Source organism: Niastella yeongjuensis (assembly GCF_900110245.1).
Taxonomy (GTDB): Bacteria; Bacteroidota; Bacteroidia; order Chitinophagales; family Chitinophagaceae; genus Niastella; species Niastella yeongjuensis.
On sequence record NZ_FOCZ01000005.1, the window covers coordinates 1 to 14,198 of the forward strand.

Consider the following 14,198-nt stretch of genomic DNA (forward strand, 5'->3'; position numbering starts at 1 on the left):
GCTTGTAAAGCGAATTTGCTTTATTCTCGGATACCGAAAACTGCGACCTTTTGATGATCACGAGAAAATAAGGTAAATCGCTCACGACTTCTTTGGTATCTTGCCAAAGAAACGTGGGCGTTCTTATTCGTGATCAGGGGTGTCGCAGCCCTTCGGTATCGGTAAGGACTAACCCACGTTTTTCTATTTTTCGCCCCCAAATAACAGTAAGTTTTCCTGCTCGGGTTAGCCTTACATGACTTTCAATCCATTCCTTCATCCTTAATTGAATGTTATGTGTAACGAGGTTTCACCAGTTTCATCCCAAAAAGTAATTCTCCCACAAAAATTATCCCCAGAAGAAATTACCAACCCCCACCAGGTTATATACGATTTGTTTGATTTTGCTCACCTACCCCGGATCCGGGAACTTCTATGGGACTTTTTTAAAACAACAGTAATCGGTAACTACACCCATGACTTGCATAGACGGGAACGAGAACTATTAGTAACGATCTATGAAAAAATAGAAAAATTAGTAGAAGCTGCTCACATCATCAATGAAAAACAAATAGAATCAAAAAAACCCGTTTTTGAAACGTACCCATATTCTGCCGAAAACATTAATTCAGTTAACCTGTCCAGACTAGCAGGATCTTACCAGGTTGAAATCGTCTTACAGGAGAAATTAAAGACGGTGGTAGAAACCATTATCCGCATAACTAACGCAGAAAAGCTATTCTGGTCAGCCTTTTCAACAAACAGCAGAAACCGGCCTCAGTTTGATTTTCTGGTTCTTTTGCCGCCTAATGCCAAATACTCATATAGCGAATATCTGACACAGGTACAGGCAAAATGTAGTGAAATCGGCTCAGTGCTTATCTGGTGTAATAAAATCAATGAAGTATTTAAACATATAAGGGTAGGACACATTTTTTATTCCGCAATCTGTACTGATCGCCTATTAGTGTATGACAACAATCGGTTACCTATACCGGAAAAACCGGTCATTGACGTTGCTACCATGAAGGTTAAAGCACGGAACATCTTCATTGATGTTTTCCAAAATGCAAAATCTTACCTTGACGGAGCAGAATACTTTGCCACCAGTAACCAATATAAACAGGCGGCCTTTTTACTGCATCAGGCAGCTGAACATTCTCTTCGGGCACTATTGGCTTCACTTACAGCCATGAACAGCTACGGACATAATTTGAAATCTTTAATAAGGCATACCTGTTTTTGTGCTCCTGACCTGGATACGATTTTTCCTAAAAACACTGACAAGGAAAAGGAGTTATTTAATTTGCTGAATGCAGCTTATGTTGACGCAAGGTATAGCCCCAATTATGAAATTAGCCAGGAACAGGTAATGTTGTTACTTGATCGTGTAAATACTCTCCTTGCGCAAATAGAGCAATCTTTTGAGGAAAGATTGAAAACGTCCGAAAACATTATTTTATCAGGCCACAGATAGTTTTATGGAGAGGATAGATTACATAGCTAATATAATAACTAGCACAACCCTTATACTAAAACCGGTGAGAACACCTATGTTTTGTTAAGCAAAAAAGGTGTTTTTCACGTGTTGGATCAATAAAGATAGATTGTAATTTCACGTAACAGATATGTTTGATGCCGATATATTAAAGTTACATGTCATTTTGTTGGACACCGTACCTAAAGGAACTTATTTGCACGATAACACTTTTAATCACTTTTAATATTGCAAATGGGCGTTTTTGTAAGTTATAGCTGGGATTCAGAAACTCATAGAAAATGGGTTCTAGGACTATCTGAACGTTTGAGGGAAGATGGAATCGAAAGTATTTTAGACCAATGGCATGCCATTCCTGGGGACAATCTTCCTGAATTTATGGAAACAGCAATCCGGGAAAATGATTTTGTAATTATCATTTGTACTCCTAAATACAAACAAAAGGCGGACAAACGACAAGGAGGTGTGGGTTATGAAGGTGATATTATGACTGGAGAAGCTTTTGTTATGAAAAATCGGAGAAAATTTATTCCTATACTTCGCGAAGGAGAATGGAAAGATTCTGCGCCGAGTTGGATATTGGGTAGTTATTACTTAGATTTCAGAGGAGGGAATTTTGACAGCAATTACGCTATTTTAAAAGACACGCTACATAAACGTTTACCTGAACCACCACCAATTATTGCTCAAGGATTTCGCATATTGCCAGATAAAAGTGTGTTGGATTCAAAAACAAAATTAATTTGGACAAATTGCGGAGATGTAACATTAGTTGACTTAAAAGATTTGAATTCGCTCTTATTATTAACAAATCAACAGACAGGTTGGGAATGGCGTCTACCATCAGACTCAGAAGTTCAAGACATTAAAGCTGCAGAAGAATATTATGCTCAACCTCCAATTATGGCAGAAGTTGAGAAAAGTCATCCGTTCTTTGGGACTTATAAAAAACTTTGTTGGACAAACACTTTTATTTCGAATGTAAAAGATGGTGACATAGCCCAAAGTCCCGGCAATACATTTAACGCAAATCAGTTCTATGGGGGCTTTTCAGGATATGCCAGTTCTTTAAATGTTAACGCAGGACAAGTAGCTTCGGAAGCCGAAACAATCAGACGAAGTTTTCCTGCAAGGTTTGTTCGTCCTGCGACTGAAGAAGATTTAAAAGTGCAGACACCCGATTTAATAGAGTAAGTTTTGGAGTGATTACTAAAATCAAATCATTATATTAAGGCAATGATAAAACAGTTATTAATAAACAGTCTCTAGTTTGTTGCTTTTAGATATTCTGTTTTGTTCTCCATGAGACCGATCTTTCTTCTGCGGTACTGAATCAGCTTTAGCCTTCAAATCTTCATAGCTTTTTCTAACATCTTCAATACTTCCCAACTCCCTCACTTTCTTTTATTGCTATTTGCTGCTGAAAATGCTGACCCAAATACTGGTAACCCAATTGGGTAAAGATTCAACCACTTCGATTATCTGCCCCTGACTGATATCATCAATTGAGAAAAATTTCAAATGAATTTTATAGCTAATCTTCTTACAGTCCGGCCCCTCGCATTAAGAAAGTAAAGGATTAAATATGACCCGGTAATAACCATGATTTTCGCCACTGGGGTTATCAATATTGAAGATGAGGAAATCATTGCTGCCATCACCGTCAAAATTGGCAACTACAATCCCTGCGCCCTGATCTTCATCGCCAAACCATCCTGCTATTTGGATTGGCCTTGTCCAACCTCCACTGATGTTTCCAAAACTGTCAATATCCCAACCTATCCGGTAATAACCATGGTTTGCTCCCGAAGGATTATCTATATGAAAGACAATTATATCCGGCTTGCCATTACCAGTTACATCCTTAATTGCAACTCCGGCCCCTTGTGTCTCGTTGCCAAACCAGCCGGGTATTGGTTGTGTTGATGTCCATGAAGCAATTGTACCTGTAGCTGTCATATCTTTTCCGATCCTGAAGTACCCTTGATTTGCCCCGCCTGGATTATCGATGTGTAAAACAATGAGATCAGGCCGGCCACTACCTGTTATATCGGCAATGGCAATTCCAGCATCGCTGCTTTCATCGCCAAACCAGCCGGGTATAGGAATATGTGAAGTCCATCCACCGGTTACATTACCGCTGACATCAAGGTCCCAGCCTATTCGGTAATAGCCCTGGTTTGCCCCACCTGGATTGTCAATATGCATTACAACGATATCAAGTTTTCCATTACCTGATATATCAGCAATAGCAATCCCTGCACCGGCTGATTCGTTTCCCCACCAACCCGGAATTGCAATCGCTCCGGTAAATGATGATGCCATTCCACGATTATCAAGGTCCCAGCCTATCTTATAATATCCGGTATTAGTGCCATTCGGATTATCTATAAAGAAGATTACCATATCCGGTCGACCGTTACCATTAATGTCTGCAAGGGCAACATCGGCTCCCTGGTTTTCTGAACCGAACCATCCCTGTGCCCTCATGGGATTACCATAGGCAGTTTTGAATGGGTATATTGTATTTACGCCACGAATATCAAGCGGACTTAACGATACCAGGTTTCCGATTGTATTAATGGCATCTGTTCCAAAGTTGTGTACCGGGAAAATATTGGACCAGGAGAGTGGGCTTAAATTAACGTTTAAGCCTGACCCGTAACGAAGATAACCTCTATTTTCTCCATCAGGATTGTCGATATGTAACAAAGCCAGCGAGGTGTTTCCTGCAAAATTGATAAGGCAGATGTCGCCATCCTGACTTTCCGTGCCAAACCACCCGGGAATCAAATTTGGTCCAACCCAATTGACCACTGAACCATTTGCCTTTAATTGTCCCAATCGTAAATAGCCTTTATTTTCTCCTCCCGGATTGTCAATATGAAAAAGGATGATGATATTATTTACTCCTCCAATATTACCAATAGCAATACCAGCCCCTTGGGTTTCGGTTCCGAACCAGCCCGGGATGGGAAACGGAGGCATCCATCTTCTAACGATACCGGTATTCCCTATTTCATAACCAATTCTGTAATAGCCCTGATTATTTCCACCAGGATTATCTATGTGAAATACGACCATATCCCAATAGGGGTTATCATTAAGTTTGACAAGCGCGACACCAGCGCCTGAAGTCTCAGATCCGAACCAGCCATCCACCTGGAAGATCTCACTCCATGAACTTACCTGACCATTATTTTTCATGTCCCATCCTATGCGGTAGTATCCGTGATTTTCACCCTTCGGATTATCTATAAAGAAAACAAGCAGATCGGGCCTGCCGTTGCCAGTGATATCGGTGACAGCAATTCCTCCCCCCTGATTATTTGTCCCAAACCATCCCGGGATCTGAAACAGCTCAGACATTCCGTTATCAGTTCCATCCTGCTTTGCACCCCAAATTATCCGGTAATAACCATTATTTTCACCAGCAGGGTTATCGATGTGGAAAATGACGAGATCGTTTGCTATACCAGATCCGGATATATCTGCAGAGGCCATTCCAGCGGCCTGGGTTTCTGTTCCAAACCAACTGATGGGAACGATGGTATCAACTAACGGATTTTTTGGAAACGCTTTTCGGCCATAATGCATAATTGAAGAATAATCATAAGCACCAATATCGTCGCCATCGTGGATATGCTGGCTGAACTGCGATTCCTGACCATTTAGTATATTACTCGAATTTACGTTCACATACTTATCTCTATCTTCTCTTGTCTGTTCATGAAACAAGCCTACTGCGTGGCCAATTTCATGAATGAGTGGCCCTGAGTTTAAATTAAGAGACTGTCCGTTTATATCCTGCCGGCCGCATTTTCTTCCTACCTGGCTATCGGAAACATTTTCGTTGTCGCCAAGTTTGAAGTAGACATAGTCATTCTCGCCGTTTCTTGGTATCAGGGTTATGTTCGTTTTAGTATTCCATTCTGCTATGGCTGCCAGAACAGCATTATAGCCTGAAGATCCTGCAGGAAAATCCATAGCATCTATTTCATACGGGATAATTCCATTTGGCCAGAGATGTTCATCTCCTGAGATACGAATACACATAAAATTGATTTAAGGTTTGTGTATAAACGTTAAATATATATTCATTGAAAAAAACAATAAGGACGTCCGTCAATAAGTTCAATAAAGCCTTTTGAAAGTTACTGTAGACTGCCCAGCAATCCATATTGAAGTTAAAGATTGAAAGCCGTTATTGGCACCGTTTTTTAACGGTATTTAACCCAGCAAAATACTCTTCATTTTATTACATTATCGCATAGCCAGTATTATTCATGAGTAATGTCAGTGCAGGATCGTTTAACAGTTTACCGTTTAGCTAATAAAATACATTTTAATATTTAATCGTAAGAAGCCCGGCAATCCGGGCCTCCTAAGCTATTTCATATGAAATTATGTGTTTTACGGAATAACGTCCCGTTTAGACTAGCATTATCCCTCCGCTTTTATTTCCTCAATGCGTCCATCTGGCTATTCCGCAAACACTTTCCCCCCCTTCGCCAAAAATAATAGGTCTTCCTTTGGAAAAGGCTTTTTCTTTGGCTCGCTTTAAAATGGAAGCCGAAAACTGGTCAAGTTCATCTTTAGTCATTTCCGAAGTGAGCTTTTCAGCACCTCCATACCTCAAAAATATCGGTTCTCTTTGTTGCTCCATATCATCCTGGATTTTCAAAACAAAGGTACAGACTTCACACATTTAACGATACGTTTCTCCCTAGCCGATTATGCTGACTTGGCCAGATAATATACAAAAAGGAAAAAGGCGTATGTCAGCAGAAAGATTCTTAAAATCGTCACAACCACCCACATTTTGTTTTTCGACTCCAAAAATAACTGGAATCTGCCTGGTTTGTGTTTATTTAGATTGGTACTAATTGTAAGCCTGATCTCCAACATACACTTTTCGATAACCTGCTGGATTTTGCTGGTATCCGGTTCCGGTGTACGCATCAGTGCGGGCTTATCAATCTTATTGTTAATACCATTAATTCCTTTTACCAGATCCTCTATTACCCGATTGGCTTTGGCGTGTTCTTCCACCAGTTCCTTTATTACCATTTCCAGCATGTCTTGCTGAGTTCCGCTCACTTTATTGTTTTCCATAAATAACAAGTTTTATAAAAAAAATTCTATAACCGATGCCGTTGTTGTTTCTTCTTTTTTCGCTTCAGTTCCATCAACCAATGCGGGTCTAGCGATTGCGATTGCTGTTCCCCCTGTTGCGGTTCAAATAGTATTTTAAACAACTCATCCTGCAATTTGAAAAAAGCGGACTGTTGAAGCTGCTCGAATTGGGCTGACATGTAAGTTTGTTCAATCAATTTCTGATAAGCTGTAAGACCTGGACGGGGTTGGTACTCTTGTATCATTTTTGCCCGCATCTTCTCTTCCTTCGGCACCATTTCAACTTTCTGTCGCAGCTCCAAAATGCGTTCGATTTTTGAAAGAGAAAAACCAACCTCGCTACCCTTAATTTTTACCTTTTTATCGTCAATAAAGGAAATGCCCCGGCCCTTTAAAACTTTGTAGCCCAAAGCTTTCATTTTCTGTTCAAATGCCTGATACGTTGTTACCTGCAGCAAGGTTTCACGAACGTCTTTCTTTAAGCGTTCCTTTCGAGAATCATGGCGAGGAATTAAGCGCTGTTCTTTCGATAAAAACTTTCGTGGACTTAGCACTTCTTTAAGGTTATATTTCTTCTCCATTTGCCGGCAGAAATTTGCCATCCGCCGGTAATTATTGGTGAGGTTTACGGCCTTTCCATCGTACCCAACCCGGTTGGCAACAATATGAATATGTTGTTCGCGGGTGTCTTTATGAAGCGCGCAAACGTATTGGTTCTGGTCAAATTTAAATTCTGCTGCGCATGCTTGTGCAATTTCTACCAATTGATCTTTAGAAAGTGATTCCCCAGGTGCAAAGCGCAATGAAATATGCATGACCGGTTTTTCTACCCGCGAGCTTAATTTTCGAACCTCATTGAACTGGCTGGCCAACTCACTTACAGTTCCAAAACAGTTATTATAATGTATTACTTCAGCCCGGTCTTTATGCTGCAAATTTTCATTAATTGACAGTTCCATTTTCTGTTCTTCAGACAGGTTTATTTTGTCTTCCAGGCAATAGCCGATACAACCGGAAAAAGATTGTCCTAACGTCATATTTCCTATCATTTCAAATAGTTTTTTATATCCTCTGCAAGCCGTTTCAAATCGCGGGATTGAATCTGCAAAGTGGCTCTTTCCAATGCATTTAATTCTTCAATTCCATTTCTCTTTTTGGCGATCTGATTCAGGTTTGCAGCGAGGTGATTTAATGTGCCGGCGAGTTGTAAAACTTCTTTTGGAAATACAATTTCCCGCCTGTCAATATGACCATTGAGCGATATTTCCCGCATGTATTGGGATACAGTAAGATTCACTGACTTGGCCCTGGTTTCTATTTTTTTCCTTTCTTCCCTGTCGCATTTTACCGGCAGCAACTGGTCTTTTTTTATTGCCTTTTTAGGACGACCGCCTTTCTTTTTCCTGATGATTTCATTCTGCTCCATAATCTTTTCCTCCTTATTTTTTTTGAATCCGCCGATAGGCGGATGATTAAAAAAGCCGTGAACCCCGCTTTGCGGGATGAATGGGCCAACATTTTGGTAATACCAAAATATAGCTGGCTACCTAAAACTCAAAGCCTCCTACTTATCCTTGGCTTTTGCTCCTGGCTCTGCCGGTGATGTATAAGCCATTGGTTTAAATCTTTATGATTCTTATAAAAATCACTGCGATCAACGTACTTATCGGCATTCCATTGGAATGCCTGTTTTGTGCAATTCATACCCGCGGTGTCCCTATCTAAGATCAAATGCACCTGTTTGTATTGTTCCATTAAAGGACGGCTCCTTTCAAAAAATGAAAGGGAGTTTAATACCAGGCAATTTGACAGTGGAGCGGTTAAATTTTTATTGACGGTGCAAAAAGAAAGGAAGCTGAAAAAGCCTTCAAATACCGCGACATCATCTGTTCGATTATCAATAAAAGTTACATCCTTGGGCGAACTGCTGCCCTTAAAATTTTCGCTGCGTAACTCATAGCCACCAGCCTTATTTTGAAAGCCGATCACCGTATGTTTTTTACCATATAAAAGGAAGTCTACTTCCTTACAAAATCGGTTGGCGATTTCCAGGGGGATGCACCTTTTTTGGATATAATTTAAAAGCTCTTTTGCGGCCAGCGGACGGAATTCCATCACAACAATTTTGCTGTCTGTGGCCTCTTTCTTTTCACCAGCAAAATGAGAACTTGAACCCGGAAGTTTGCCCGAAATAATAGGCGGGTGAAAAGAAAGAACCGGGCGGGCCTGGTACCCCGACAACCGTTCCAGCAACTCGCTAACGGAACAGTTATGGTACAGCGTTCCGAAATCGATCAGATCACCGCCCTTGCCGAACCCATGATCGTACCAAACATTAAGTTTTCGATTAATCTTAAAGGATGCCGTTCTTTCTTCCCTAAATGGTGATAAATACCAGTAATCTCCGTTTCTGACCTGTTGAGGCTGATGCCCTAAAAACGCCAAATATTCAACCAGGTCGAGCCGTTTGGCCTGCTCACAATTTAATTTTTCCATACACACAGATTTTTTGTTTCACAATTAAATGCCCACAAACAAAACGGCCCGCAAAGCCTTGACTATCAAACCGCAAGCTTTGCGAGCCTTGTTAAGTCTCCTAAAAATTTATTGGAAAATTGTATCGACGGGGTCACGAAAGAAGGTTCACAGCAATGTGAGCCTTTTTTTATGCCCGGAACCTTAAGACTGACACAGATTGGAATAACGTTGGAGTAATTGATTTTTAATTATTGAAAAGGGTTGGGTTCGGAAAATGAATCGGCCCTTTGTAAAATTTACGATCTTCAGCAGGGCCAACTTTTACGGTCATTTTTATAACCGCTGTTTTCCTCCCAATTGCCCCGGTTTTCAAAATTTGCAAACAATTTGCAAACAAAAGTTCCCGGAAAGTTTAAAGAGCTTTTGATTAAATGAAGTTAACCATTTTTATTGGCCTTACCTCCTTTTATACTTCATTGCAAAAGGTTATCAAGGTATAATACCGGCATCCAATAAAAATTGACCACCTCGTACAGAAAGTTCCTGCTTATCACTCCTGTTTAACAAATGGTTTCTTGCCCGGTTCCTCGAGACCGGCTATTGCTTTTTTGTGGGGGTTGATCACTAGGGTGATCCTGGAAGCTGGTTGATTGGCCGGCTCGATGGTAAGCCGGTAAGCGTTATTGGTGATATCGTCTCCTGCAATCGTTTCTGTTTTCAATGTTACTGGCTCGCCGGTGAGGGAGATGCAATAAGCCAGGATGCCCTTTGCCACTTTGAACCTGAATATAGATAAAGGCACATCCTTTTTCATATAAGCCAGCCCATAGCCGGTGATAATGTCAACAGGGGTTGTGGTTATACCGCTTACCGTTACTGGTTTGTTTGAGGACAGCATGGTGGTTAATTTAAAAGCAGTCTGTTTTTTATTGACATAGGTGTCCTTTATATACTGATACCCTGGTTTATTGGGAGGTGTCCATTTTTTCCCTTTGCTTTTTTTCGACCATGTACCCAGTTGGTGATATGCCATATCAAACACCGTGGTGTCGTTGAATTTATTGAGTTGAAAGGCATCTACCACCAGCACCAGGTCTTTATTCAACAAAGCGATCGTGCGGTCGAGGTGTACCGAATCGCTTGTTGTGGTTTCTGTAATAGCATAAGGAATGCCGTTTTCGGTACCTGTTGCCAAACATTTCCCCGCAGTGGGATTTTGCACAATTTCATTTAACACATAGGTATTATGAGCCAGACTGGTTTTGTAATAGCCGACCGAAAGTGGAGAGGCATAGTTAACGTTTTCGGGCATAACCGAAATATAATCCAGTCCCTTTAACAAGGCAAAATCCAATTGCGCATAGTGGAAATGCGTTCTTTTGATCTTGGGGGTATATTTAACAAAACAGGTGAGCATATCGGCGCCGGTACCGGTAACCAGTTTCGTAAGGCCGGCATCGGGGTAGCTGACACATTGATCTAACCCAAGCGGTGTATTAACATGGGGCAGGTTGGTCTCTCCGAAAATCAGCGAAAAGCCATTGAACATGGTACCGGTATATCTGCAAACCGACCGGTTATATTGTTTCAGCAGGGTGGCAAAAGCCGTGTCTTTAAATTGCGTATAGCCCCATTCGTACAAATATGCCTCGCCTCTTATATTCACCGACCTCGAATCGTGTATGGGTGGCAGCATGAAGTACGGTGAAGAAAGCATAAGAGGCGCGGTGAACAATCTTTTCAATGAGCTAATGTCAACAGGATAGCCATAATTTTGTATCGCCTGGCTCATCATGATCAGCGGATACAGGGCAAAAAATTGATAACTGGGAGAAAGGTCCAGTATCATCCCTTCTTTGGTAAACAATCTCGAAACCTGGCTCGTAAAACAGGAAACAGAGTCGATCAGTGCATATTTGATAAGCTTTTCGTCATGTGTAAACAAACCCGTAAGCCCTACTGCCGCAATGCGCCAGCATTGTATGTTATGTATGGTCGGTTTGGCAGAAGTGGTAATAAACCGGGCCGCAGGCAGGAGTAAACTGTCTGTTATAACCTGTTGCTCATGTGGTGTGAGCGTGTTCCAAATCAGGTCGGCGCTTTGCACCACATCTACCAGCCATTTCGAGTCATCCAGGTCCTGCGCATGCAACCGGCCCTGTTCGCTCAATGCTTTATCGGTACCTCTTCTGTTTCGGGCAGGCAGCGTGGGGTACAGGGCGGCATAAGCCATCAGTATATCCCTGGCTTTGCCGGCATATTTTAGATCCCCGCTCAATTGAAAGACTATGCCTGTTTCCAGAGCGCCCAATGCCCAGGAATCGTGTATGAGGGAGATGATCACGCCATCGTAATCCCTGGTAACATTGCCTAAATCGCCCAGAAACACCTGCCCGGTTCTTTCATCGTAATGCTCCCACCTGTAATCACCGATCAGCTTTCCGGTTTTAAGTTCATTATAGGTAACCGGATTGATATAGTAATCATTCCAGTTGCCGCCCCGGGAAGGAACCTCAAGCTTTTCTTCCAGGAATTTGTCGGCACTTTTTTTCAGGGACTGAAATGCCTTCTGCTTCCAGGTGCCTTGTTGTATGTCGTTCTTTATGGCGTTTACCTGGGCGTTTGTTAGTAATAGCGACGGATGCGTGACAGGCAATTGCGTGGTATCGGTAAGTGCTTTCGCAGCGGTATGCAGAAGCATGAGGAGGCAGCAGAGCAGGCCGGGGATCAGGAGTTTACTTTTCATGGAATGAAGATTGACAAAGTATATGAGCAGGAGTCCGTTTAAGATTAAATTTAAAATTATCGTCATACATTAACCGTTAGATGCACACTAATATAAGCAACCATTTTTAATAATGTAAGAAAAATCATCTAACCTATCATGGTAGGTCAAATTTATTTGTATGATCCGTTGTTAACCGATAAATTTATGAAGACCTTGATTAGTTAACCAACAACCTTTATGTTTCTTCTTATGAAAATGTTTTTACCTATCCTCTTTGCCATTGCATTCATTAACGCAAAGGCACAGACCAACAAAACTATCTCTCCATCTCCCTGGCAAAGTAATTTAGTGACGGTACATGCTGCAGACAGCTTTATTATTTCTCCGCATTTGCAATTTAACGGCTCTTCCCACCATTTCCTGAAAGGAGTGGCAAAGACATTGGGAGCAGGCGCCGTCACATACCAGGCCAGCAAAGTAACGGGACTGCCGTCGAAAACAGATGGTCCTAATGCCTCTAATGCGGTTTTACCGGCAGTAGGGGTAGGAATGGCCGTTGGCATACCTGAACTTGTTAAAGGATTCAGAAAAAACAGGTATCCGACCCTAGTATATGCATTTTATTCCAAAAACTCCGTTTTATTAAAGGGTGGAACCGTTTCCCTGAAAAAAAGAGGCACGGTTACCATTAAAGGAGTGGCCCCGGCCGATGGTTTCATGCAGGTAACTTTATTGAATGGCAACGATCTGAAATTGCTTGCGGGCGATGTTGACATTAAAGTAAAGCCAAAAAATGAAACAGTTTACAAAGGCAGTATGGCGGGAGCAATGAATTTAACAGTGGAGTCTAATGGATGCCTGCCGCAGGTCATTGTTTGTCAACCGCCAACAACGCAAACAACGACCTTTTCAGACCAATTCAATACTTATATAGTAACATGCACCACCTCCTATTCGCCCAATGAAGATAATACTGATTGTGAGGAAGATTATGATTGCGAAACTATTACAATTCCTAACGGCGGTGGTGATCCCGGCGGCGGCGGCGATGATCCTGGTGATGGTGGCGATCCTGGTGGCGATCCTGGTGGCGGTGGCGGCGGTAGCAATTCAGGCGGCATTTCAAATAATACGCAGGACCCCTGTGTCAACACCCCGGTAACTTCAGTCACTTCGCTTCCTGGATCTAATACAACAGCTCAGGCATTAGCCAACGCATTTGGCGCTAATAGTTCTTTAAATCTAATATTTAATGAGGTTGTAAATAACCCAAACGGCAAAGCAGGTCAGACCACGATAATCAACTCCACTACCATTGAAATTGATATGTCGAAACAGTGGTTAGATGGTTCGGCAAAAGAATGGGCAGCGGCTGCCGTTTTACACGAAATTTATCATGCATATTTGTTAGCACAAGATAATTTGCCTATTGATCCTAACAATCTCGGGGAATCTCATGAATATATGATGGAGCATTATACCGATGATATTGCAGCTGCATTAAAAAACATGTTCCCCGGTCTTAACGATGCAACGGCTACTGCTCTGGCGCTGGGAGGATATGGTGATGTACAGGCATCTAACCCTACATTATGGAACGACACTTTAAACAATAATAATCTTACAAATGCTCAGGTGACGCATGTAAATTCGTATTATGAAACCGCACTGGAGGGAACACCTTGTCACTAATATTTATAAAAAGATAATACAATATTATGAAGTCGTTTCTTGTACTGTTCTTTACTTTGGTTGTTGCCCATGGCTTTTGCCAGGAACAATCGAACCCGGCTGTAAAACAATTTCTGAACGAGTTCGTAAGTAATAACGAACATGCCAAAAACCTGTATTTCAAGCCAACTCTCCATCCCAAGGCATTAGAAAATAGTATACAGAGGCTGGATTACAAAGACAGTGACAGCGTTTTCAGGGATCACCATAATCGAAAAGTGGCTTTTGAATTATCCGCGGATGAAAAGAAGCTGATAAAAGAAACCTGGATATCACAACAAAATAAACCCTGGGATAGTACCATTCTTGAGCATGCCACTATATTCCGGGAAAAACCAATACCCGAGAATTTTACAAAAGAGCAAAGACTGGAGTATCTGCATCAGTTTGAAGGAAAAATAATTGTTCAGTTCTCTATGCCTGTGTTCCTCAGAAATGATTCGCTGTGCGTTTTCTATTATATAACCTATGGTGGCGGAAGCATTTTCATTTTGCGAAAAGAAGACGGAATGTGGGCAAAATATCTGGTAATACCCGTCTTTTATTCGTAACTATCGATAGTTATTATACATGACGAAACCTGCCTGAACGGCAGGTTTCGTCATGTATAAAATGATCAATTCAATAAAATTGAGGTATTTCGAACAC

At 41.5% G+C, this 14,198-nt stretch carries 11 protein-coding genes; 4 read left to right on the forward strand and 7 right to left on the reverse strand.

Annotation, left to right across the window (positions count from 1 at the left end; genetic code table 11):
* The first annotated feature begins 274 nt into the window (after positions 1 to 274).
* Together BMX95_RS14150 and BMX95_RS14155 are read left to right on the forward strand one after the other, a co-directional pair.
* The gene (locus BMX95_RS14150) at positions 275 to 1,456 is read left to right on the forward strand and encodes a HEPN domain-containing protein (RefSeq protein ID WP_081203035.1); all 1,182 of its coding nucleotides are present in this window, start codon (positions 275 to 277) and stop codon (positions 1,454 to 1,456) included.
* A 255-nt stretch (positions 1,457 to 1,711) separates the two neighbouring features.
* Complete coding sequence (locus BMX95_RS14155) at positions 1,712 to 2,671, forward strand: toll/interleukin-1 receptor domain-containing protein (protein WP_081203034.1); 960 nt, start codon at positions 1,712 to 1,714, stop codon at positions 2,669 to 2,671.
* Between the two features lie 369 nt (positions 2,672 to 3,040).
* On the opposite strand, the gene BMX95_RS14160 is transcribed toward BMX95_RS14155, so the two are convergent.
* The 7 genes from BMX95_RS14160 to BMX95_RS14190 all read right to left on the reverse strand — a co-directional run bounded on the left by BMX95_RS14160 (position 3,041) and on the right by BMX95_RS14190 (position 11,837).
* Entirely contained in the window at positions 3,041 to 5,533 is a 2,493-nt protein-coding gene (locus BMX95_RS14160; RefSeq protein WP_081203033.1) for a M12 family metallopeptidase, read from the reverse strand.
* Between the two features lie 409 nt (positions 5,534 to 5,942).
* Positions 5,943 to 6,143 (reverse strand): hypothetical protein, encoded by a 201-nt coding sequence (locus tag BMX95_RS14165; protein WP_242673209.1) that lies wholly within the window; start codon positions 6,141 to 6,143, stop codon positions 5,943 to 5,945.
* Between the two features lie 68 nt (positions 6,144 to 6,211).
* Positions 6,212 to 6,592: a hypothetical protein gene (locus BMX95_RS14170; RefSeq protein ID WP_081203032.1), complete on the reverse strand. Its 381-nt coding sequence runs from the start codon at positions 6,590 to 6,592 to the stop codon at positions 6,212 to 6,214.
* 26 nt (positions 6,593 to 6,618) lie between these two features.
* Positions 6,619 to 7,548: a relaxase/mobilization nuclease domain-containing protein gene (locus BMX95_RS14175; RefSeq protein ID WP_394334996.1), complete on the reverse strand. Its 930-nt coding sequence runs from the start codon at positions 7,546 to 7,548 to the stop codon at positions 6,619 to 6,621.
* A 110-nt stretch (positions 7,549 to 7,658) separates the two neighbouring features.
* Positions 7,659 to 8,039, reverse strand: coding sequence for a plasmid mobilization protein (locus BMX95_RS14180; RefSeq protein ID WP_242673208.1), 381 nt, complete (start codon positions 8,037 to 8,039; stop codon positions 7,659 to 7,661).
* A gap of 128 nt (positions 8,040 to 8,167) precedes the next feature.
* Positions 8,168 to 9,109, reverse strand: a complete 942-nt coding sequence (locus BMX95_RS14185; protein ID WP_081203029.1) for a toprim domain-containing protein — start codon at positions 9,107 to 9,109, stop codon at positions 8,168 to 8,170.
* Positions 9,110 to 9,641: 532 nt separating this feature from the next.
* Positions 9,642 to 11,837, reverse strand: coding sequence for an alginate lyase family protein (locus BMX95_RS14190; protein WP_165759044.1), 2,196 nt, complete (start codon positions 11,835 to 11,837; stop codon positions 9,642 to 9,644).
* Between the two features lie 231 nt (positions 11,838 to 12,068).
* Between BMX95_RS14190 and BMX95_RS14195 the strand changes: the two genes are divergently transcribed.
* The gene (locus tag BMX95_RS14195) at positions 12,069 to 13,511 is read left to right on the forward strand and encodes a hypothetical protein (RefSeq protein ID WP_081203027.1); all 1,443 of its coding nucleotides are present in this window, start codon (positions 12,069 to 12,071) and stop codon (positions 13,509 to 13,511) included.
* Between the two features lie 26 nt (positions 13,512 to 13,537).
* A complete protein-coding gene (locus BMX95_RS14200) occupies positions 13,538 to 14,101 on the forward strand; it encodes a hypothetical protein (RefSeq protein WP_081203026.1) in 564 nt (187 codons plus the stop codon).
* Positions 14,102 to 14,198 lie beyond the last annotated feature (97 nt).